This is a genomic window from Methylobacterium sp. B4, from assembly GCF_003201865.1.
In the GTDB taxonomy this organism is placed as follows: domain Bacteria; phylum Pseudomonadota; class Alphaproteobacteria; order Rhizobiales; family Beijerinckiaceae; genus Methylobacterium.
This window is the reverse complement of sequence record NZ_QJJJ01000004.1, coordinates 103,286-124,479: the sequence shown is the minus strand read 5'-3', so window position 1 is coordinate 124,479 and position 21,194 is coordinate 103,286. Positions and strand designations below refer to the sequence as shown.

At 71.0% G+C, this 21,194-nt stretch carries 22 protein-coding genes; 11 read left to right on the top strand and 11 right to left on the bottom strand.

Annotated features, from left to right (window positions below; translation table 11 throughout):
- The first annotated feature begins 184 nt into the window (after nucleotides 1-184).
- From BY998_RS07805 to BY998_RS07795, 3 genes are all read left to right on the top strand, one after another.
- Nucleotides 185-502: a hypothetical protein gene (locus tag BY998_RS07805; RefSeq protein ID WP_110351077.1), complete on the top strand. Its 318-nt coding sequence runs from the start codon at nucleotides 185-187 to the stop codon at nucleotides 500-502.
- 259 nt (nucleotides 503-761) lie between these two features.
- Nucleotides 762-2,876, top strand: coding sequence for an ABC transporter ATP-binding protein/permease (locus BY998_RS07800; RefSeq protein ID WP_110351076.1), 2,115 nt, complete (start codon nucleotides 762-764; stop codon nucleotides 2,874-2,876).
- Nucleotides 2,877-2,963: 87 nt separating this feature from the next.
- Nucleotides 2,964-3,347, top strand: coding sequence for a nuclear transport factor 2 family protein (locus tag BY998_RS07795; protein WP_110351075.1), 384 nt, complete (start codon nucleotides 2,964-2,966; stop codon nucleotides 3,345-3,347).
- A 159-nt stretch (nucleotides 3,348-3,506) separates the two neighbouring features.
- On the opposite strand, the gene BY998_RS07790 is transcribed toward BY998_RS07795, so the two are convergent.
- From BY998_RS07790 to BY998_RS07775, 4 genes are read right to left on the bottom strand one after another with little or no spacing between them, the layout of a single operon-like run.
- Entirely contained in the window at nucleotides 3,507-4,313 is an 807-nt protein-coding gene (locus BY998_RS07790) for a fructosamine kinase family protein (protein ID WP_110351074.1), read from the bottom strand.
- Nucleotides 4,310-4,789, bottom strand: a complete 480-nt coding sequence (locus BY998_RS07785) for a low molecular weight protein-tyrosine-phosphatase (protein ID WP_110351073.1) — start codon at nucleotides 4,787-4,789, stop codon at nucleotides 4,310-4,312. The genes BY998_RS07790 and BY998_RS07785 overlap by 4 nt, the downstream gene beginning before the upstream one ends.
- Complete coding sequence (locus BY998_RS07780) at nucleotides 4,786-6,639, bottom strand: aminopeptidase P family protein (RefSeq protein WP_110351072.1); 1,854 nt, start codon at nucleotides 6,637-6,639, stop codon at nucleotides 4,786-4,788. Before BY998_RS07780 ends, BY998_RS07785 begins: the two co-directional genes overlap by 4 nt.
- A 42-nt stretch (nucleotides 6,640-6,681) precedes the next feature.
- The gene (locus BY998_RS07775) at nucleotides 6,682-7,599 is read right to left on the bottom strand and encodes a 50S ribosomal protein L11 methyltransferase (RefSeq protein ID WP_110351071.1); all 918 of its coding nucleotides are present in this window, start codon (nucleotides 7,597-7,599) and stop codon (nucleotides 6,682-6,684) included.
- A gap of 329 nt (nucleotides 7,600-7,928) precedes the next feature.
- On the opposite strand from BY998_RS07775, the gene BY998_RS07770 reads away from it, so the two are divergent.
- Entirely contained in the window at nucleotides 7,929-8,129 is a 201-nt protein-coding gene (locus tag BY998_RS07770; protein ID WP_110351070.1) for a hypothetical protein, read from the top strand.
- A gap of 95 nt (nucleotides 8,130-8,224) precedes the next feature.
- Nucleotides 8,225-8,395 (top strand): hypothetical protein, encoded by a 171-nt coding sequence (locus BY998_RS24260; protein WP_181425456.1) that lies wholly within the window; start codon nucleotides 8,225-8,227, stop codon nucleotides 8,393-8,395.
- Nucleotides 8,396-8,776: 381 nt separating this feature from the next.
- Here BY998_RS24260 and BY998_RS07765 read toward each other — a convergent pair whose 3' ends face one another.
- Nucleotides 8,777-9,334, bottom strand: coding sequence for a hypothetical protein (locus tag BY998_RS07765; protein WP_110351069.1), 558 nt, complete (start codon nucleotides 9,332-9,334; stop codon nucleotides 8,777-8,779).
- Between the two features lie 181 nt (nucleotides 9,335-9,515).
- On the opposite strand from BY998_RS07765, the gene argC reads away from it, so the two are divergent.
- From argC to BY998_RS07750, 3 genes are all read left to right on the top strand, one after another.
- A complete protein-coding gene (gene argC, locus BY998_RS07760; protein WP_110351068.1) occupies nucleotides 9,516-10,466 on the top strand; it encodes an N-acetyl-gamma-glutamyl-phosphate reductase in 951 nt (316 codons plus the stop codon).
- Nucleotides 10,467-11,227: 761 nt separating this feature from the next.
- A complete protein-coding gene (locus BY998_RS07755; RefSeq protein WP_110351067.1) occupies nucleotides 11,228-11,755 on the top strand; it encodes a MucR family transcriptional regulator in 528 nt (175 codons plus the stop codon).
- A 234-nt stretch (nucleotides 11,756-11,989) separates the two neighbouring features.
- A complete protein-coding gene (locus tag BY998_RS07750; protein ID WP_110351066.1) occupies nucleotides 11,990-12,265 on the top strand; it encodes a hypothetical protein in 276 nt (91 codons plus the stop codon).
- A 6-nt stretch (nucleotides 12,266-12,271) separates the two neighbouring features.
- Here BY998_RS07750 and BY998_RS07745 read toward each other — a convergent pair whose 3' ends face one another.
- A complete protein-coding gene (locus BY998_RS07745; RefSeq protein WP_110351065.1) occupies nucleotides 12,272-13,279 on the bottom strand; it encodes a hypothetical protein in 1,008 nt (335 codons plus the stop codon).
- A gap of 272 nt (nucleotides 13,280-13,551) precedes the next feature.
- Here BY998_RS07745 and BY998_RS07740 point away from each other — a divergent pair, with 272 nt between their 5' ends.
- The 3 genes from BY998_RS07740 (at nucleotide 13,552) to BY998_RS07730 (ending at nucleotide 15,938) form a co-directional block, all read left to right on the top strand.
- Complete coding sequence (locus tag BY998_RS07740; protein WP_110351064.1) at nucleotides 13,552-14,277, top strand: thiamine phosphate synthase; 726 nt, start codon at nucleotides 13,552-13,554, stop codon at nucleotides 14,275-14,277.
- A 51-nt stretch (nucleotides 14,278-14,328) separates the two neighbouring features.
- Nucleotides 14,329-15,135, top strand: a complete 807-nt coding sequence (gene thiD / locus BY998_RS07735; RefSeq protein ID WP_110351063.1) for a bifunctional hydroxymethylpyrimidine kinase/phosphomethylpyrimidine kinase — start codon at nucleotides 14,329-14,331, stop codon at nucleotides 15,133-15,135.
- A gap of 173 nt (nucleotides 15,136-15,308) precedes the next feature.
- Nucleotides 15,309-15,938 carry an XRE family transcriptional regulator gene (locus BY998_RS07730; protein ID WP_110351062.1) on the top strand — a complete coding sequence of 210 codons (630 nt, stop codon included), beginning with the start codon at nucleotides 15,309-15,311 and terminating at the stop codon, nucleotides 15,936-15,938.
- A gap of 7 nt (nucleotides 15,939-15,945) precedes the next feature.
- On the opposite strand, the gene BY998_RS07725 is transcribed toward BY998_RS07730, so the two are convergent.
- From BY998_RS07725 to BY998_RS07705, 5 genes are all read right to left on the bottom strand, one after another.
- Entirely contained in the window at nucleotides 15,946-16,557 is a 612-nt protein-coding gene (locus tag BY998_RS07725) for an ABC-type transport auxiliary lipoprotein family protein (protein ID WP_110351061.1), read from the bottom strand.
- A 120-nt stretch (nucleotides 16,558-16,677) separates the two neighbouring features.
- A complete protein-coding gene (locus BY998_RS07720; protein WP_110351060.1) occupies nucleotides 16,678-17,760 on the bottom strand; it encodes an MlaD family protein in 1,083 nt (360 codons plus the stop codon).
- A 77-nt stretch (nucleotides 17,761-17,837) separates the two neighbouring features.
- Nucleotides 17,838-18,572, bottom strand: coding sequence for an ABC transporter ATP-binding protein (locus BY998_RS07715; protein ID WP_245421532.1), 735 nt, complete (start codon nucleotides 18,570-18,572; stop codon nucleotides 17,838-17,840).
- A gap of 118 nt (nucleotides 18,573-18,690) precedes the next feature.
- Nucleotides 18,691-19,839 carry an MlaE family lipid ABC transporter permease subunit gene (locus tag BY998_RS07710; RefSeq protein ID WP_110351059.1) on the bottom strand — a complete coding sequence of 383 codons (1,149 nt, stop codon included), beginning with the start codon at nucleotides 19,837-19,839 and terminating at the stop codon, nucleotides 18,691-18,693.
- A 48-nt stretch (nucleotides 19,840-19,887) separates the two neighbouring features.
- Nucleotides 19,888-21,057 carry an MFS transporter gene (locus tag BY998_RS07705; RefSeq protein WP_245421518.1) on the bottom strand — a complete coding sequence of 390 codons (1,170 nt, stop codon included), beginning with the start codon at nucleotides 21,055-21,057 and terminating at the stop codon, nucleotides 19,888-19,890.
- Between the last annotated feature and the right edge of the window lie 137 nt (nucleotides 21,058-21,194).

The following is a 21,194-nucleotide window of genomic DNA, read 5'->3' as shown; positions in this document are numbered from 1 at the left end:
AGGCGCACCGACTCTGGCGGGGCAGGGCGCCGACCGGAAGCCCTCCGCGGCCCGGTTCCTGAGGGTAGACGCCGGGATTGCGGCAGAGGCACGGCGAGGAGCGCGGCAAGCTCTTCCCGCCGCTGGCAGAACCTGCCATGGTCAAGCTTGGCGGTCCCCGCTGGCCGTCGACAGTCCCTGCGTGATGAAACCTGTCACCCTCGCCGTCCTCGGCTCGGCGCTGGCGCCCTTCCTGGCGCTGCCCCCGGCCCATGCCCAGACGCGGCCCCCCGCGACGCGCGTGATCTGCGCGGAGGCGATGGCCACGGTGAAGGAGCAGGGCGACGTCGTGCTCAGTCTGGGCGGGCGCCCCCCGGAACGCTTCGTGCGCGACCGCAGCTTCTGCGAACTCACCGAGATCGCCGAACTCCGCTTCGTGCCCACGCGCGACAACCCGCAATGCCCGATCGGTTACCGCTGCCGCGAGCCGGATTACGGCGACTGGAACTGGGACCCGAATTGAGAGCGGGCGCGTCCGCGCCGCGCCAGGAGACGGGTCCACGGTGTCGCACCTCAGCTCCCAGGGCGCTGGCGGCGGACCGGTCCGGCCCTCGACATGACCGAAATTTCACGTGACAGGAGCGGCGCGACGCCACGTTCTCGCCATGACGGCTGGCCACGGGCGCCGTGCCGGGCGCTGCGTTCGGCGACCGACCCCGTGGGCCGGCCCCGTCACCCGACCCGGGTGGACGCGGACCGGCACAGCGAGAAGGAGTACCTGCGTGGCCGCACTGAAGAGCGGGCTCGGCATCCAGGCCGTGCTCACGGCGCTCGTCGCCCTCCTGCTGCTCGCCGCGCCGGGGCTTCCCTCGCCCCCGCTCTACGTCTCGCTGGCGGGCTTCGCCATGGCGGGCATCCTGCTCGCCTCGAACAACCTCTCGGCCTATCTCAAGATTTTCGTCTCGGTCTACGGCGCCGGCTACCTGCTGCTGGCCGTGTCCAAGACGCTGGCCAATGCCGGAGCCCTGCCGGGCTTCGTCGCGGCCCTGCTCCCGCCGGACTTCGCCGCGACGGGCGCCGTCGTCTTCGGGGCCATCGTGCTCGCCGTCTCGCACTGGAAGCCGATCCGGGACATCACCCTCATCGCCGACCCCTACTTCGCGAACCGCGACGCGCCGAGCCGCGAGGTCGGCATGTTCCGCTGGTTCGGCACCACCGAGGGGCGAATCGGCCGCAATCTCGTGGCGCTCTCGATCTTCGTGAACTTCGCCGATGTCGCGCTGACCCTCGGGTTCAACTTCTTCTACCGCGACATGTACAATTCCCTGCAGGCCCTCGACGCGCCCGCCTTCTGGAATCAGGTGCTGTGGGTCTTCATTCCGCTCGCGACCCTCAACGTCGTGCTCGGCATGTTCGACCTCTACGTCGACTCCGCCCTGCAGCTGCGCTGGCGCACTTGGCTCACCCAGAGCCTCTATCAGCGCTGGCTCGGGGACGGCACGCATTACCGCATTCCCTTCACCGACGAGGACGCCGACAACCCGGACCAGCGTATCCAGTCGGACGTCAACAGCTTCATCGCCCAGACCACGACGCTCTCGACCCGCCTGCTCTCGCAGGCCGCGCAGCTCGTCTCGTTCATGGTCATCCTGTGGACGCTCTCGCGCGACTTCGTGCTGCCCTTCACGGACGCGGTGATCCCGGGCTTCCTGGTCTGGCTGGTCATCGCCTACGCGGTGGTCGGCACCTGGCTGACCCACCTGATCGGCAAGCCGCTCATCGGCCTCGACTACCGGCAGGAGCAGGTCGAGGCGGATTTCCGCTTCGCGCTGGCGCGCAACCGCATCTACTCGGAGCAGATCGCCCTGCTGCGGGGCGAGCGGGCCGAGACCTCGCGGCTCAACACCCTGTTCCACGCCATCGTCGACAACTACGTCGGCATCATCTTCCGGCGCATCAAGCTGATCGCCTTCACCTTCAGCTACCGGCAGGCGAGCGCGGTCTTCCCGCTCATCATCGCCGCGCCGTCGTTCTTCGCCAAGAAGATCACCCTGGGCGCCCTGCAGCAGACCTCCAACGCCTTCAGCAACGTCCAGAACTCGCTGAACTTCTTCATCAACTCCTACACCATCCTCGCGGCCTACAAGGCGAACACCATTCGTCTGGGCTCGTTCAAGCGGGCGATGACGAAGGCCGAGGCCCTGGCGAGTGCCGGTTACGGGCTCGCCCAGGACAATGACACCGCGAGCGCCGTGACCGCCCGCGACCTTACCCTCGCCCTGCCCGACGGCCGCGAGATCGTGCGGGCGGACACGCTCAGCCTGCCGAAGGGCAGCGCGACCCTGGTCAGCGGCCCCTCCGGCTCGGGCAAATCGACCCTGTTCCGCGCGATCGCCGGCATCTGGCCCTTCGGCAAGGGCCGGGTCCACGTCCCGGCCGGGCAATCGGCGCTCGTGCTGCCGCAGCGGCCCTACATCCCGCTGGGCTCCCTGCGCGGCGCCGTCGCCTACCCGCACACCATCGACCAGTTCTCCGACGAGGCCATACGCGCGGCGCTGGAGGCCGCCCGGCTTCCGCAGCTCGCCGACCGGCTCGACGAGATCGACAACTGGGACCGGCGCCTCTCCGGCGGCGAGCAGCAGCGCCTCGCCATCGCCCGGGCGATCCTGGCCAAGCCCGACTGGCTGTTCCTCGACGAATCGACCGCCGCGCTCGACGAGGAGACCGAGGCCGAGATCTACCGGATGCTGCGCGAGACGCTGCCCGGCACGACCATCGTCTCGATCGGCCACCGCTCGACCCTGCACAAGCACCACGACCGGCGCGTCGAGATGAAGCCGACGCAGGATGGCCGCTTCGAGCCGCGCGCGCTGGAGGCTCCCGCCCCGGCGGAGTAGGGTCGCGCGCCTCGAGGCGATCGGCACGGCGCGTCCGGGCCGGGCGACGCGGGGAGCCGGCCCCCTCCGGCCACCCGGAGCGACAGCATGAGCGACCTCGCGCGCAACAAGGCGACCGTCATCGCCTTCTACGAACTGATGTTCAACGATGGCCGGCCGCGCGAGGCCATCGAGCGCTACGCCGGCGCGGACTACATCCAGCACAACCCGCACGTGGCCAGCGGCAAGGACGGCTTCATCGCCTATTTCGAGCGCATGGCGCGCGAATGGCCGGGCAAGCGCGTCGAGGTGAAGCGCGCCGTCGCCGAGGGCGATCTCGTCGTGCTGCACTGTCTCCAGCACTGGCCGGGCGACCACGACTACGCCGCCATCGACATCTTCCGCCTCGACGACGACGGCCGCATCGTCGAGCACTGGGACGTGCTGCAGATCCTGCCCGAACACTCCGCCAACGCGAACGGGATGTTCTGATGGGACTTCGGTTCGAGGATCTCGGCTTTCACCTCGGGCCGTCATCGCGAGCCTGAGCGAAGCGATCCAGGGGCGGGGCTTCTCCGGATCATTCGGAGCGCTGGATGGCTTCGGCTCCGCCGCGCCATGACGATCCGGGGCGATCGGCCGGAAACGGTGTCAGACGCCGGCCGCCTGCAGCAGCCCCTCGACCATGCCGCGGTAGCCGGCGCCGAACAGCCGAAGATGCACCAGCGCCGGCCAGAGCTTGTAGATCGGCGCGCGCTCCGCCTCGCCGGGCTCCGCCGGGCCGTAGGCCTCGCGGAAGGCCGGCCCCGGATGGCCGAACAGCGAGAGCATCGCCAGATCGATCTCCGCGTGGCCATGATAGCAGGCCGGGTCGATCAGCCCGACGACGCGCCCGCCCGCGAAGAGGACGTTTCCGCCCCACAGGTCGCCGTGGAGGAGGGCCGGGCGCGGATGCCGGGGCAGGCGGTTCGGCAGATCGCGCGCGAGCGCTTCTACCCGCCGGGCCAGGGGCGCGGGCAGGTGGCCGGCATGGCAGAGCAGGCGCCGCCCGCCCCAGAAGCCCGGCCAGTCGTCGCTCCAGGCGTTCTCGATGACGACGGGACCGAAGGCGTAAGTCTCCGACCAGCCGTAGCGCGGGCCGGAGGCGGCGTGCAGGCGCGCCGCGACGCGGCCGAGATCGGCCTGGGCGCCGGGTCCGGCCCCCGCATCGGGCAGGCGCTCGAGCACGAGGATCGCGTCATCGACCGCGAGGACGGACGGGGCCGGCACGCCGGCCGCCGCGATGGCCTCCAGCATGCGCGCCTCGGTCCGCGGCGCGGGGCCCGTTTTGGCCACCGCCTCGCGCCCGTCCTCCAGGCGCAGGGCCGCGCAGCGCGAGAGACTTCCGCCCGCCATCGACCGTGCCTCGGCGAGCCGGCCGCCGAGGAGATCCGCGGCACGGCGCGCGAGGTCGCTCATCCCGTCCCCGCGATGCGCCGGACCAGCGCCCGCGCGCCCTCGGTCACGTCGGCCCAGGTCGTCTCGAAGCCCTCGTCCGCACCGTAATAGGGATCGGCCACGGGCTCGCCCGCCCGGCCCGGCACGTGGTCGAGGAGCAGGCTCAAGGCCGCCCGCGAGTCGGCCGGGCGCAGGGCGCGCAGCCGGGCGAGATTGGCGTGATCGAGGGCGACCACGTGGTCGAAGCGGTCGAAATCGGCTGCCGTCACCTGCCGCCCGCGGTAGCCGGAGATGTCGACGCCCTTGGCCCGCGCCACCGCGATGGCGCGGGAGTCGGGCGGCTCACCCACGTGCCAGTCGCCGGTGCCGGCGGAATCGACGCTCATCGCGAGCCCGGCCCGCCCGGCTTCGAGCCGGAAGGCCGCCTCGGCCAGGGGCGAGCGACAGATGTTGCCCAGACACACGAACAGGACGGAGGGGTTCGGCCGCCCGCTCACGCGCTTGCCTCGCCGAGCGGCCGGGTCGCCGCCTCCAGCCAGTCGCGCGTCGCCCCGTCGAGATCGGGCGTGAGGCTCCGGCGCAGGCGGGCATGGTAGGCGTCGAGCCAGGACGCGTCGGCGGCGCCGAGCAGCGTCGCATCGATCAGGCGGCGGTCGATGGGGGCCAGCGTCAGCGTCTCGAAGCCGAGCATCGGCCGCTCGGCCCCCGGAACCGTCCGCTCCTCGACCAGGATCAGGTTCTCGATGCGGATGCCGTAGGCGCCCGCACGGTAATAGCCCGGCTCATTCGAGAGGATCATGCCGGGCTTCAGGGCCACCGTGCCGGTCTTGGCGATGCGCTGCGGCCCCTCGTGCACCGAGAGGAAGGCGCCGACGCCGTGGCCGGTGCCGTGATCGTAATCGAGCCCTGCCTCCCACAGGCTCGCCCGGGCGAAGGCATCGATCTGCGCGCCCGTGGTGCCCTCGGGGAAGACGGCGCGGGCGATGGCGATTTGCCCCTTCAGCACGCGGGTGAAGCGCTCGCGCATCCCGTCCGTGGGCGTGCCGATGGCGACCGTGCGGGTGATGTCGGTGGTGCCGTCGGCGTATTGCGCGCCGGAATCGATCAGGAAGAGCTCGCCGGGCCGCGCGGTGCGGTCGGTGGCGCGGGTGACGCGGTAATGCACGATCGCCCCGTTGGGCCCGGAGCCGGAGATGGTCGGGAACGAGACGTCCCGCAATTCGCCGCCCTCGGCCCGGAAATCCTCCAGGGCCTCGACCGCCCGGATCTCGCTCACGCCGTCTTCCGCCGCCCGGTCGAGCCAAGCGAGGAAGCGCGTCACGGCCAGCCCGTCGCGGCGATGGGCGGCGCGGGAGCCGGCGATCTCGGCGGCGTTCTTCACCGCCTTCATCGCGGTGACCGGGTCGGGGCCGGTATCGGCCACGCCGCCGGCCGCCTCGACGAGCCCCTTGAGCGCCGCCGCGCCCGTCGCCGCGTCCAGGCGAACCCGCGCCGCGCCCGCGCTGGCCTGCGCGACAGCCTCGGCGAAGGCGGCGCGGGGACGAAGGTCGGCCAGCGGCTCGAGGGCGGCGCGCAGATCCGCGTCGATCTCGGGCGAGGTGAGATAGAGGGCGGCCCGGCCCTCGCGGGGCAGGACGGCGTAGCCGAGGGCCAGGGGCGTGTGCGCGACGTCGGCCCCGCGCAGGTTGAAGGCCCAGGCGAGGTTGTGCGGATCGGAGATCACCAGCGCGTCGAGCTCGCCCTCGGCCAGCGCGGCGCGGATGCGGTCGAGCTTGGCCTCGCGGCTCTCGCCCGCCAGCGCGTCCGGCTGGGCCGCGACCCGGCCGGCCGGAGGCTTGGGGCGCCCGGCCCAGACCGCGTCCACGAGGTTCGCCTCGACCGGGCGCAGGGAGGCTCCGGCCTTGGCCGCGGCCCGCTCCAGCCGGGCGACGCCGTCGACGGTGTGGAGCCAGGGGTCGTAGGCCAGAACCTGCCCGGCCTTGAGATGGGTGCCGAGCCAGGCTTCCGGCGTCGTCTCGGCCAGCGGCACCACGGTGATCGTGCCGGTATCGACCTGCTCGGGCGCCTGCAGGGTGTAGCGCCCGTCCACGAACAGGGCGGCCGCGTCGGCGAGCACCACGGCCAGACCGGCCGAGCCGGTGAAGCCCGTCAGCCAGGCGAGGCGCTCGGCGTTGGCGGGCACGTATTCGGATTGGTGCTCGTCGGCCCGGGGCACCACGAAGCCGTCGGCGCCGATTTCGCGCAGGGCCGCGCGCAGGGCCTCGATCCGCTCGGCCCCCTTGGCGTGGCTCGGATCGTCGAAGGTCTGAAAGCGGGGGCGAGAGCTTCGGCGCGGGTCGTTGGTCATGGCGGAAGCGTACCGCCTCGCGCCCGCCCGCGTCACCCTCGTTCAGCGCGGGCGCGGTGCGGATCCGCCCCGGCGCAGCACCAGGGTCGCCCAGCCCTCGATCACGCCGGAGCGGGCGAGATGGAAGCCGCGGTGGCGGTAGGTCGAGAGCACGCCGGGCACGTCGCGCTCGATCAGTCCGGAGAGGATCAGCACACCGTGATCGGCCACCACGGCGGTGAGCGAGGGCGCGAGCCGCTTGAGCGGGCGGGCCAGGATGTTGGCGAAGACCACGTCGAAGCCGCGCGGCCGGTTCGCCAGGGCGTGGCGCACGCCGGGCGCGTGGTAGAGGCGCATGAGCGGCCCGAGGCCGTTGAGGCGGGCGTTCTCCCGCGCGGTCGTCACGGCCTCCGGATCGAGGTCGCCGGCCACGACCGGGATGCGCAGCGCGCGCGCGGCGGCAAAGCTTAGGATGCCCGTGCCGGTGCCGACGTCGAGGACGCGCGCGGGGCGGCGCTGCTTCATCTCGGCCACGAGTGCCCGCAGGCAGCCCAGCGTGGTGCCGTGGTGGCCGGTGCCGAAGGCGAGCGCCGCCTCGATCTCGATGGCGAGGTCGTTGGGCCGCACGTGGTGCCGGTCGTGGCCGCCATGCACGAGGAAGCGGCCCGCCCGCACCGGCTTCAGCCCTTCGAGCGAGGCGCGCACCCAATCCTGCTGGTCGATGGTCTCGAAGGCGGCCTCGTCGGCCTGGTCGCCGACCAGGGGGCGGATGAGGTCGCGGATCATCTCCGCGTCCGGCTCCTCCGAGAAATAGGCTTCGAGGCGCCACGCCCCGGTCTCCTCGACCTCGAAGGCGGCCACCGCCGTCTCCATCGGGTCGAACATCTCGCCCAGAAGCTCGGTCATGGCGCGAGCGGAGGGCTCGTCCGTGATCAGGCGCAGGACGTGCGTGGGACGATGCGGCGGCAGACCTTCGAGCATGAGCCGCCCTCTACCATCCGTCCGCCCGCAGGGCCACGGATAACCGCAGCATGCCGGCGCGCCTCCTGCTTTGCGAGCCGGCAGGCCAAAGCCGTGATCCCGGAAGCACAGGCAAGGACTTTAAAGCCTAATCCTGCGGCATTATGTTTAATTTCCGGACGAATTTCATGGAACCGGGGTGAAGAGGGGACGTTCTCACCGGCCAAAGTGTTTCTCGCACAGACGCCCGTCCGAGCCGTCGCGGCCGTTGGGACGGCAAACGGCGAAAGGGTGTCTTGCGAGGGTTAGTTCGTCCCGCTCATCGAGGCGCTTCGAGTACCTGCCGCGTCATGACACCCAGACCCGCCCGTCCCCGCTCACCCATCATCGTCAAGCGCGAGCCGCGCGCCGACCGCCGCCGCACGGCGCGGCCGGACATCCTCGATGCGGCCGCCCTCGAAGCACCGCTGCCCGGCCCGCTGTTGGTGCTGCTGAGCCGCCTCCACCGCGCCGAGGCCAGGCCGGCCGGGGATCCGGACGCCGCCCCCTGAGGCGGGAGCGGAACCCGGGCGCACGCGCAACGCTTGTCACGGCGCTTCTGCCGAGCCGGGATGCGCGGTTCGCAGGTCGAGAAAAGGGTGATCCGATGGCGGTGGTGTCGTACACGATCTTCGAAGAGGGCAAGTCCGCCAAGGCGATGGGCAAGCCCGATTCGGCCAACCCCTACGAGGCCGGCTCGCAGGAAAGCCTGGACTGGCTCGAAGGCTACACGGCCGACGAGCCCGAGGTCTCCGCCGCCGGCCCCGACGAGGAGTGAGCCGGTCTCGGCCGGGGGCTGCGAAAGCCGCCCCTCTCCGCGCGATGTCCGCCTGGATTTAACGGACCAGCTTGCCTGGCAAAGCCCTCGCGCCCGCGCCGTGAATGCGGCATCCGGCCCGCGATCCCGGGATCTGTCATGATCGGCTGCGCGTGAACCCGCCGCACTTGGACAGCCGGGCGGCTCGCCGTTCTTCTCGCCGGCCTGACCAAGGACGCGCGCAATGCAACGGAGCCGCGCTTCCTGACGCTTCCGCGCGTGCGGAGCCCGGAGGCCCGGCCCTCCTTCGACAGGGCTGGTTTCGCCATGATCGAGCCCGGGAAAGGTTCCTGAGACGACGACGGGGAGGAATCGAACCTTCCCGCCATCGCTTCCGCGTGCCTACGCGAGGGCCCGCTCCAGCTCGCCCTTGGTCATCTTCGAACGGCCGGGAATGTCCTGCTTGCGGGCGCGCTCCATCAACTGCGCCTTGGTCGTCCCGCTCTTGCCGCCCTTCGTGGTGGTCTTGCCACCCTTCGCGGCGGTCTTGCCGGTCTTCCCGCCGGTCTTGCGGCTCGAGGCGGCCTTCTCGGCCACGTCGTCGGGCTGCTTCGAGAACTGCTTGCCCTTGGCGCTATCGGACCGCTTCTTGGCGGTCGAGCGCTCGTATTCGGAGTCGGAGAGCTTCTCGCGGGCCTTTTTTGGCAGGTAGCGCTCGCCGGTCTTGCCGCTCTCGCGCCCGGACTTCGTGCCCCACTCCTCGTCGGTCCACTGCTTGAGGTGGTTGTCGCCGGACTTCTTGCCCGCGTAACCGCCGCCCTCCTTCTTGTATTCGCTCGTGGCCATCTGCGCCTTGCGGGCCGACCACTGACCGGGCTTGCCGCCCTTGGAGGATTGCGTCACCTCCTCCTTGACCTTGTCCCAGAGCTTGGGGTCCGTCTTCTTCGCCGTACCAGACATCGATTTCGCCTCCTGAGCGACATTTGGCTGTCAACAGAAGGCGGCATCCTCGGTTCCGGCCGGCCCAGGCAGGACCGGCCGCGACGGGCGTTGACAGGAGGAGGGGAAGCTTCCACCTCCGCGCCATCGATCCCCCATCGACACCCAGTGCCGGACAGATCCGGACGAACGAGGATCCGCGATGTCCGAAGGCGTCACCGCCACCGCTCCGAAGGTGTTCATCGACGGCGAGGCCGGCACGACCGGACTCGGCATCCGCGAGCGCCTCGAACGCGAGGGGCGGGTCCGCGTCGTCAGCATCCCCCACGAGAGCCGCAAGGATGCGGGGGCCAAGCGGGCCATCCTCGAAGAGGTCGATCTCGTCGTGCTCTGCCTTCCCGACGAGGCCTCCCGGGAGACGGCCGCGCTCGCCGACAGCCTGCCCGGCGGCGGCCCGAAGCTGCTCGACGCCTCCACCGCGCACCGGATCGCCCCCGGTTGGGTCTACGGCTTCGCCGAGATGGCTCCGGAGCAGGCCGATGCGATCCGCGCCGCGCGCCGGGTCGCCAATCCCGGCTGCTACCCGACCGGGGCGATCGCGCTGCTGCGCCCGCTGGTCGAGGGCGGGCTGATCCCCTCGGACCACCCCGTCAGCATCAACGCGGTGAGCGGCTACAGCGGCGGCGGCCGCAGCATGATCGAGGCCTACGAGCGGGGGGAGGGGGCGCCGTTCCAGCTCTACGGACTCGGCTTCGGCCACAAGCATCTTCCCGAGATCGAAGCCTATAGTCGCCTGACCCGGCGGCCGATCTTCATCCCCTCAGTCGGCAACTTCCGCCAGGGCATGCTTGTCAGCATTCCGGTCCATCTCTCGGCGCTGCCGGGCCGTCCGACGCCGGGCGATCTCGAGGAAGCCCTGGCCGCGTGGTACGCGGAAAGCCCGCTGGTGCGGGTCGTGCGCGGCGCCGAGGAGGGCGCGCACCGCGAGCGCCTCGAACCGGAAGCCCTCAACGACACCGATCAGCTCGAACTGCGTGTGTTCGGCTCCGACACCTACGGTCAGGCGGTGCTGGTCGGCCGGCTCGACAACCTCGGCAAGGGCGCCTCGGGCGCCGCCGTGCAGAACCTCGGACTGATGCTCGGCCTCGATTGATCCGACCCGCGCTCCGTCGCGCCAAGATGCGGCGGAGCGCAACTCACCCCTCGGCAAGGATAGGGCCGGCCTCGACTCACGTCCCGATCGTCTCGGGAACCGGCCCGCGGACGCTTTCTGTCGCCAAGATTGATCCGCTGGCCGGTCTCGGCCCGCCATCACTGGAAAACGCCGCGCCCACGCCGCGCGCCATCGCGTCAACGCGATTTGCCGTACCTTTCGCTACGGTTTCCGCCGCCGAAATCTGCCTTCAGGACGCGTCACGATCGAAAACCGATTGAATCACGTCGGCGTGATCGATGCGACAAGAGAGTCGGCGAGCTGAAAACATCCCGGTGCATTTCGGGAATCCACAGAAAATACTGAGATCTGCGGCAGGACGCCGCACCCAGAGGCGTGGGCGGGCAAAGCGTGTCTGCCATCCGGTGCCCGGGTCGCTCGGTGAGGCCGATCGCGTCACCGCAGGTCTTCGGGCAAAAAAGGCAAGCTCTTGAGGATGCGTCATTTTTTGTACAATGGATGCTCAAATATCAACATATGTAAGTTTCATTCCATACCAAGGATACCACTGAAAATGTGAGGTTTGTCATTTATCGAACGAAGGCCGGAACGATGATTTCCATGGCCAAGAGCATAGAACTGCCGGCCTCGCTGCATTTTCTTCCAGCTGCAACCCCTCGCATTCAAGCTCTATGTCTTGCTCCTTTGAAAACCTGAGCTTACCGTTGATGCGCTAATCCCCTGTCGAAGAAGATTGCGCCATGGACACCAGCGAACAAGACGCGGAAACAGCCCGCCTCGTGACCCTGACGGCAGATGTCGTCTCCGCCTATGTCAGCAACAACCATGTTCAGAGCGCCGAGCTGCCGAAACTTCTCGGAGAAGTGCACGAGGCGATCCGGGCCGTGAGCACCAGCGGCCGGCCCTCGGCCGAGACGGGGCCGCCCAAGGCGACGCCGCAGGAGATCCGCAAGTCGATCAGCCACGACTTCCTGATCAGCTTCGAGGACGGCAAGCCCTACAAGACGCTGCGACGCCACCTGACCCTGCGCGGCCTCTCGCCGGAGCAGTACCGTGCCAAATGGGGCCTGCCCAACGACTATCCGATGACCTCGGCCAGCTATTCCGAGCAGCGCTCCGAACTCGCGCGGGCGCTCGGCCTGGGCCAGCAGCGGCGCCGGGCCTCCGATCCCGAAGCCGAAGCGGCACCGGAACCCACGGCGGTGGCCGAGCCCGAGGCCGCCCCGGAGAAGAAGCGCCGCGCCCCGCGCCGCAAGAAGGAAGATTAGGCGTCTTCCACGAAACGCCCGCCGCGCCCTCGCCACGAGGTCGAGGGCAGTTCGTGTCCGGGCGTTTCCTCGGGCAGATCAAGGCGGATCGGCCGTCCCGGGTGGACCGGGGCGGCCCGCCACGTTTCGCTCCCGGGCGTCATCCCGGGTCGGGACGCCGCCCGGCGTTGCGTCGGGGGGCGGTTGAACGAAGCGGACTGAGCCGGCAAACGCCCGCCTCGGAGGCGTTCGCCGATGATCTGGTCGCACAAGCGCGTGTCCGAGGACGAGGTCCGCTCGATCACGCTCCTCTTTCGCGAGCAGGCCGTCTCGTTCGATCCGAGCGGCCAGATGCTCCTCGTCGCCGTGGCGGAGGACGGACGGAGCCAGCACCTGTGGGTCCGCGTCCCGGATCTCGATCTGCTCGCGTCCTATTACGGCTTCAGCCTCTGCACCCGCGCCGAGCTTCCCCTGGCGCCCGCTCTGCTGGCCGGCTGTCCCGAGCAGTTCGCACGCCTGTTCCAGTCCTGAGCGGCCTCAGGCCGGACGCCGGGTCGGGGTGAGCCGCACGCCGGGCGCGGGGCGCTCCAGCAGCACTTCGCGGCGGAAGCGCACCAGCCGGGCCGGACGCCCGGCATTGCCGCTGGTCAGCGCCTCGGTCTCCTCGACGAGCCCCTGCTGCGCCACGAGCCGGCGGAAGTTCTGCTTGTGCAGCCGCGTGCCGGAGAGCGCTTCCACGGTGCGCTGCAGCTGAAGCAGGGTGAAGGCGGGCGGCATCAACTCGAACACCACCGGGCGATACTTGATCTTGCCGCGCAGGCGCCCGATCGCGGTAGCCAGCACCCGGCGGTGGTCGTGCGCCATCGGCTGGCCGGTCACGGCGATGTCCTCGGGCACGGTCGCCCCGGCCTGGCCCTTGGCCTCGGGGATCAGCCCGGCCTCGAACAGCAGTTCGTAGCGCTCCAGAACGCGCTCCTCGTTCCAGGCTCCGCCGACCCCGAAATTGAGCCCGACCCTATCCTCGCGCAGGCGCCGGAGCTTTGCATCGGAACCGGAAGCGACCCAGGCCATCAGGCGCGGCTCGATCTCGGTCAGCGCCGCGGGGCGGCCCTCGCGAAAATCCTCCCACGGCAGGTAGCGGTACCAGTTGCGCCACGCCGCCTCGGCCAGACCCGCCGGGCGCAGCTCCCGAACCAGGGCGAGATAGGCCACCGAGAGCAGGTGGACGCCGTGCGGCCCGTCCTCGCGGTCGCGGTCGCCGAAGGTGTAGAGCTGCTCGACATAGCCGAGCCGCTGATGGGTCTGCTGCTCGACCCAGGCCCGAAGGCCGCGCTCCAGGGTGGCGTGCTCGGGCACGAGCGGCCCGGCGGGCAGGGCGGTCTCGCGGCCCTTCGCCTGCCCGGAGACCTGCACGGTCAGCGCGCGCGGCTCGCCGTCCGTCGCCGCGACGATGACGGCGACGAGGCCCACCGACGAGGCGCTGTCGCTGCGGGTCCCCGCTCTCGCCGCCGCGGCGGCGGCTCTATCCGGTTCGGCCGTGCCCATGCGATCGTCGCAGCCTCGAGCCCATCTCCCCGGGGCATCCCACCGATGGCGGGATCGGTTCGGCCTGCCCTCCTCGCTCTTGCCGGATCGGCCCCGGCAGCGTCAACGCGAGGCCGGGCCTCATCCGCAGGCCATTTCGGGTGCGGCCCTTCCACGATCCGCCCGGATCCGCCGCTCGCGGCCTCCCGCCGATGCTGCTAGATCGGAGCGGAACATCGATCGGAGCGGTCAGGGGTGGGTGGCATGGTGGCGGGACGGCGGGGAGAGTGGGCATGAGCGTCGGAACCGGGCTCGGCCTGTCCCGTCCCGCGATGCCGGTGGCGGTGGATCTGCGGCTCTACGGCATCCTCGATGTCGGCGTGCTGGGCGGCGACCCCGCCGCGCTCGCCGAGCTGGCGGCGGAGGCCGTAGCAGGGGGCGCCACCCTGCTGCAGTACCGCGAGAAGGATCTCGACGATGCCCGTGCGGCGCTCACCCGAATTCGGGCGATCCACGCGGCGCTGAAGGGCCGCGCGCCGCTCCTCGTCAACGACCGAGTCGATCTCGCGCTGGCCGCCGGCGTCGAGGGCGTGCATCTCGGCCAGTCCGACCTGCACCCGGAGGAGGCGCGCCGCCTGCTCGGCCCCCGCGCGGTGATCGGGCTGACCGTGAAGAACGGGGCGCAGGCGGACGAACTCTACCGCCTGCCCATCGACTATGCCTGCATCGGCGGCGTGTTCGCCACCACGAGCAAGGACAATCCCGATCCGCCGGTGGGCCTCGACGGACTGCAGCGGATCGTCTTCCGCGCCCGCCTCGCCCGGGGCAGCGGGCTGCCCGTCGGCGCCATCGCCGGGATCGACGCCAGCAACGCGGCCTCCGCGATCCGGGCCGGCGCGGACGGGGTGGCGCTGATCGGCGCGCTGTTCAAGGGCGGGTCGACCGAGGCCAAGGCCCGCGACCTGCGCGCCCGGATCGACGAGGCGCTGGCGGCACGCGCGGGCACGCCGCCGCGTTAGCCCGTGCGTGAGCAGGATCCGGACGCCGTAGACGTGAGGGGAAGGAGCGCCATGACCGCCATCGCCGTGACCATCGCCGGCTCGGATTCGAGCGGGGGCGCCGGTATCCAGGCCGACCTCAAGACTTTCGCGGCCCTGCGCGTCTACGGCGCCAGCGTCCTCACGGCGCTCACGGCCCAGAACACCCTCGGCGTGCAGGCGATCCACGACGTGCCCGCCGACTTCGTGACGGCGCAGATCGACTCGGTCTTCTCCGATCTCGCCGTGCGCGCCGTGAAGATCGGCATGCTCTCGCGGCCCGAGACCATCCGCGCCGTGGCCGACGGCCTGCGGCGGCACGCCTCCGGCATCCCGATCGTGCTCGATCCGGTGATGGTGGCCACGAGCGGCGACCGTCTGATCTCGGGGGAGGCGGTCGAGATCCTCCGCGGCGAGCTGATGCCGCTGGCGACCGTCGTCACCCCCAACCTGCCCGAGGCCGCGACGCTCCTGGGGGAAGCGGAGGCGGGACACGAGAACGAGGCGGTCGGCCAGGGCCGCCGGCTGGTGGAGCGGGGCGCGCGGGCGGTGCTGATCAAGGGCGGGCACGGCGAGGGCCGCGAGAGCGTCGATCATCTCATCGGCGGGGACGGGACGCTGCGCCGCTTCGCGGCCCCGCGCATCGAGACCCGCAACAGCCACGGCACCGGCTGCACCCTCTCGGCGGCGGTCGCGGCGGGTCTCGCCAAGGGGCAGGGTCTCTCCGAGGCGGTCGCCGGCGCCAAGGCCTACGTCACGGCGGCGATCCGTGCGGCGGATTCGGTTCTCGTCGGCCAGGGCCACGGTCCTCTGCACCACTTCCACGCTCTCTGGTCCTGAGCGCCCGGGCTCGCGGAAACGGCTTCCATCCTCGAAATGCGTTTGACAGATCAAACGTTCGTTCGAATAAAGGAACGAAATTCGGTGCCCGACCCGATCCGCTCGAACCGGATGCGCCCCGCGGCGCTCCGAGCGCGCAGCGTTTGGCAGGGCATTCTCAGCGGACCGGCGTGATGGTGGACATAGCGGCAAGCCTCGAGCGGGGTCGACCCAAGGATCTCGTCAGCGGCGCACAGGTGCTCTCGGGCCAGCTCGGCAAGACGATCCAGCGGCTGCGCAAGGCCTACAACCTCTCCCTCTCCGAACTCGCCGAGCAGTCGGGGGTGGCCAAATCGATCATCAGCCAGATCGAGCGCAACGAGACCAACCCGACGCTCGCCACGATCTGGCGCTTGAGCCAGGCGCTCGACGTCTCGATCGAGCGGGTGCTCGCGACCTCGGACGAGGAGCCGTTCATCGAGCGCTTCTCGCGGGCCGACACGCCGCGGCTGGTCTCCGACGACGGCAAGGTGCGCCTCGCCATCATCGGTTGGATCAAGACCGTCGAGTGGCTGCAATGGTACGACGTCACCGCCGATGCCGGCGGCGTGCTCGAATCCGACGCCCACCAGCGCGGTTCGGTCGAGTCGCTCTCGGTGCTCGAGGGCAGCTTCGAGGTCGAGGTGGCGGGGGACGTGCAGCGTGCCAACGCGGGCGAGACCCTGCGCTACCGCTGCGACCGCCCGCACAGCATCCGCTGCCTCGGCGATGAGCCGGGCCGGGCCACGATGGTGGTCATCATGAAGGCCGCGGTGATGGAGTGAGGGGCGCCTAGCGCCCCACATTCACCCAGCGCACGAGGTCGGCGAGCACCTGGCTCAGGGCCGCATCCAGGCCGGTGGCGGCGCTCTGCGGATCGACCTTACCGACCGGCACGCGGGCGGTGAAGACGCGGGCGTTGACCACGCGGCCGCTGCCGTCGGCGATGAGCTTGGCCGAGAGGTCCACCACCGCTTCGCCGGTGCCGGAATTGATGTCGAACTCCCGGATCTCGCTGACGAGCTGGTAGTCGGACGGCACCTTGTCGCCGGGCCGCGAGACCGAGCGCAGGCGGCCGCTATTCTCCAGGCTCTGGATCACCCGTGCCTGAATCAGGCGCGGCAGTCGGTCGGCCCACTGGCCGCCGCCGAGGAAGGACAGGGAGCCGCCGGGCTCGCGCACGATGATGCGGTCGGCCTCCATCGGCTGCAGGCCGACAGGCTCGGACACCACGATGGAGCGCGCGGTGCCCCCGGCCCGGGGCTGGCCCGGCAGGGCGGCGAGGTCGAAGGTCAGGGGCGTGCCGCCGCCGCCGCAGCCGCCGAGCAGGGCGAGAGAGGCCAGGAGCGCCCCCGCGCGCAGGCCGCGGCCGGGCAGGGCAGGCGAGAGAAGGAAAGGCGTCATACGCGCGGGCACCGTCCATTCGCTGAAGAAGCGACGAGCACCTCCTCTAGCAAGCTCGAGCTTACGGCAACGCTCAAGCGGCGCAGTGCGTGCCGGCACATCATCCCCGCCGGAGGCCGCTCAGCGGCCACCGTTGTATTCCGGCAACGATGGCTTGCCGCCGAAGATGACCTGGGAGGGATCGCGCTCAAGGCTCTTGGCGGCCCGGTTGAGGCTGTTGAGCGTGCGCTGGCCGTCGCTCGACAGAGCCTCGACCTCGCGCCGGCTCGATCCCGAGAGGCGGTTGAAGCTCGTGGAGATGTTGGCGGTGCGCTTGTCGAGGTTCTCGGAGAGCGCGCGGAAGGCCCTGCCCGCGTCGCGCACGGAGATCGCCGCCTCGCGGATCTCGGCGAAGGTGCCCGCCCCCTGCTGGCCCGAGGCCGAGCCGAGGAAGCCTTCGGCTCCCTTGAGTACGCCGTCGATCCGGTCGGCGGAGGCGCTGAGCTTGCCCGCAAGCAGACGGGCGTCGTGCAGGCCCGCCTCGATGTCGGGGCCGGACTTGGCGAGCGCGGTCGAGAAGGTGTCGGCGTTCTCGATCACCCGGTTGAGGCGCTGCCCGTCCACGGCCTTGACGAGTCCGGCGATGGAGGGGCCGGCCTCGGCGAGCGTCTTGGAGAAGGACTCGACGTTGGCGAGCGTGCGGTTGATCGCGCCCTCGTTGCCGGCCACCACCTTGTCGAGGCGCTGAAGCACGTCGTCGGCCCGCTGCGCGATCTGCTTGGCGGCCGCCATCATGTCCTGGATGTCGCTGGAATCGGCGAAGATCGTCGGCATCTTGTCGCCCGAGCCCGGGGTCAGCGCGGGCGCGTCGGCGCTGCCGCCGGAGAGCGCGATCTGCGAGACGCCGGTCAGCATCGCGGAATCGAGCCGCGCCCGGGTGTCGGCGCGCAGAGGCGTGGAGGGATCGACCTGCACCACCGCGACGACCCGGCGGGGATCCTGCGGCAGCAGGCGCACGTCGAGCGCCTCGCCGACCTTGATGCCGTTGAACGACACGGTCGACCCCTTGGCGAGCCCCCCGACCGAGCCGGAGAACACGATGCGGAGCGCCTGGGTCGCCTGCCCCCGGGAGCCGCCCTGGAGCCAGAACACGAAGCCGAAGGCGGCCAGCACGACGCCGATGGTGAAGGCGCCAATCAGTACGTAGTTTGCGCGAGTCTCCATCGGCTCAGCTCTAATCCCGATCCGTGGTCCGGGGGCGGTGCGAAACCGCACCCCGGGTCTGCGCGGCCCCGCGGCGTTCAAGCATGGGCGTAACCCGGCTGCGCGGCTTTGGCCGGGGCGGCGAGCGCACGGGCGCGCTTGCCGTGGAAATACGAGCGCAGCCAGGGATGGTCGCTCGCCAGCATCTCCTCGATCGTGCCCTGCGCGATGATCCGGCCGTCACCGAGCGCCGCGATGCGGTCGCAGGCGGTGTAGAGGCTGTCGAGATCGTGCGTCACCATGAAGACGGTGAGCCCAAGCGTCTTCTTCAGGGTCGAGACGAGGTCATCGAACTCGCCCGCGCCGATGGGATCGAGGCCAGAGGTCGGCTCGTCGAGGAACAGGATCTCGGGGTCGAGCGCCAGGGAGCGGGCGAGCGCGGCGCGCTTAATCATGCCGCCCGACAGCTCCGAGGGGTACTTGTCGGCGGCGTCGGGCTTGAGGCCGACCATCTCGATCTTGAGCCGGGCGAACTCGTCGAGCAGGCGTTCGGAGAGCTTCAGATGCTCGCGCATCGGCATCTGGATGTTCTGCTTGACGGTGAGGCCGGAGAACAGAGCCCCCTGCTGGAACAGCACGCCCCAGCGCTGCTCGAGCTGCCGCCGCCGGGTGATGGTAAGCCCGTCCACGTCCTCGCCGAAGATCTCGATGGTGCCGGAGCGCTTCGGCACGAGGCCGAGGATGGTCCGCGTCAGCACCGACTTGCCCTGGCCGGACGGGCCGACGAAGCCCAGGATCTCGCCGCGGCGGATGTCGAGATCGAGCCCCTTCATCACCGTGCGGTGGCCGAAACCGACCACGAGGTCGCGCACGCGGATGATCGCGTCGACCTCCGGCTGGGCCGGGGAAGCATCTGGGAGGCTGATTGCCAAGTCGTCCGTCCGCGCGGCTCTAGAAATTGATCGCGGCGAAGAAGACCGCGAAGAGGCCATCCAGCACGATCACCATGAAGATTGACTTGACGACTGAGGCGGTGACGTGGCGGCCGAGCGACTCCGCCGAGCCCTCGACCGCGAAGCCCTCGATCGTCGCGATGATGCCGATGGTCAGCGCCATGAACGGCGCCTTGATCAGTCCGACGGCGAAGTGGTGGAACGAGACCGCCGCCTGGAGCCGCGCCAGGAAGGCGTCGGTGGTCATGCCGCCGTAGATCGCGGCGGTGAGGCCACCGCCGGCCAGCGCCGCGAGCGAGCCGAGAAAGGCGAGCAGCGGCAGGCCGATCACCAGAGCGAGGATGCGCGGCAGGATCAGGATCTCGATCGGATCGAGCCCCATCACCCGCAGGGCATCGACCTCCTCGCGCATGCGCATGGAGCCGATCTCGGCGGTGAAGGCCGAGCCGGAGCGGCCCGCCACCATGATCGAGGTGAGCAGCACCCCGAGTTCGCGCAGGATGAGCAGGCCGATCAGGTTCACGACGAAGCTCTGCGCGCCGAAGCGCTGGAGCTGGAAGATGCCCTGCTGCGCGACGATACCGCCGACGAGGAACGAGATCAGGACGATGATCGGCACGCCGCGATAGGCGACCTGCTCCAGCTGGTTGACCAGGGCCGCGGTGCGGAAGGTCTGCGGCCGGCGCGCGACGCGGCCCGCCGCGGCGACCACCTCGCCGAGGAAGGCGAGGCCGGCCAGGATCTCGTTGCCGCCGCGCACGACGCGGCGTCCGGTCCCGTCCAGCGCGCGCAGCAGCGGGTTGCGTGCGTCCTTCGGGGCTGGCTCGGGCTCGCGCAGGCCCATCTCGCCGAGCAGGATGCGGTGCTCGGGCCGCGCCCCCGCATAGGCGAGCCGGCCGCCGGCCGCCTCGATCTCGGCCCGGGTCCGCTCCAGCACCCAGGCGCCCAGGGTGTCGAGGCGCGTCAGCCCGCTGAGGTCCACCAGCACGGCGCGGCTGCGGCCGTGGGCGGCGATGCGGGCGGAGGCGCTCTCCACCGCCGGTCCCTGGTCCGCCGTCCAGCGCCCGTGCAGCACGACGCGGCCGCCGTCGCCGTCGAGGTCGGCGCCGGCTTCGTCCATCGCGCTCTGGCCGTCTGCGATCCGCACGAAGCCGCTCCCGCTGCCGCCCGAGGGCGGATCTCTCCTCAAGCGTTTCTATACCGCATCGCGGGAGCCGGCGCCAAACCGCCGGGCCTCACGGTCGCGCTTTGCCAGCACCACGAGGCCGAGGCCGGCGAGCGCCAGCGGCGCCATCATCAGGAAGGTCGCGGGCCCGCCGAGCGAGCGGTAGACGGCACCGCAGGCCAGGGTGGCCAGAGCCGAGACCAGGGCGGTCGAGGCGCCGACCGTCCCCTGCGCCCGGCCGCGGGCTCCCTCCGGGCTGAACCCGGAGACCGCGGCCATGGCGCCGAGATGCGTCGCGCCGAAGGTGAGGCCGTGCAGAAGCTGGAGCGGCAGGAGAAGAGCCAGCTCCCCCTCCGCCCAGTAGAGCCCGACGGCCCGCACCAGGGCCGCGCCCCCGCCCAATGCCAGGAGCCGGAACGGGCTGCGCCAGCGGGCGGGCCAGCGGCCGACCAGGGCGAACAGCGCGATCTCGGCGGCGACGCCCACGGCCCAGAGCGTTCCGATCCAGGGGGTCGAGACGCCGTGCCGGGCCCAGTCGAGACTGCCGAAGGCGTAGACCGCCGCGTGGCTCGCCTGGATCAGCGCCGCCGCGCCGATGCAGAGCCGCAGCACCGCGGGCAGGGGCGGGGCGGCCGCCGAGGCCGGGCGCGGGGCGAGGGCGGGCGCGGGATCGCGTCCGGCCGCGGCGACGAGGGTGGCGACGAGGGCGAGCCCGGTCAGCAGCAGCGGCACCGCCACGCGGTCGCCGAGCAGGCCGAGCAGGGCGCCCCCGGCGAGGTTCGCCGCCAGGAAGCCGACCGAGCCGCACATCCGGATGCGGGCATAGTCGATCCGGCGCGAGCGGCGGGCGGCGGCGAGCGTCAGGTAGTCGATGCTCGGCACCAGGGGCGCCTGAGCTACCGCGTTCAGGACGATCAGGAGGCCCAGCATCGTCACCGCGAGGGCGGCGGCCAGCGGCATCAGGGCGTAGGTCAGGGCCAACACGAGGCTGCCGGCGACGAGCAGGGTGCGCGGGCGCACACCCCGATCGATCAGCCCGGTCAGGGGCCGTGTCGCGAGAACCTTCGTGGCGATCGGCAGGGCCAGCAGCAGTCCGATCAGTCCGGCATCGAGTCCGAGCCCGCCGAGCCAGACCGGCATGAACGGCATGGCGATGCCGATCTCGACGAAGACGACGGTGTAGAGCAGGCCGAGCCGCACGGGATCGGGCTCGGGGGAGGGTGGTGTCGCTGGCGGGGATGTCGCTGGCACGAGGTCGCGGCGAAGTCGGCCGCCCGTCTGATCGTCGACGCTTCGCGAAGCTGCGAGACGCGGCCGAAGCGTAAGCCGCCGTTAAA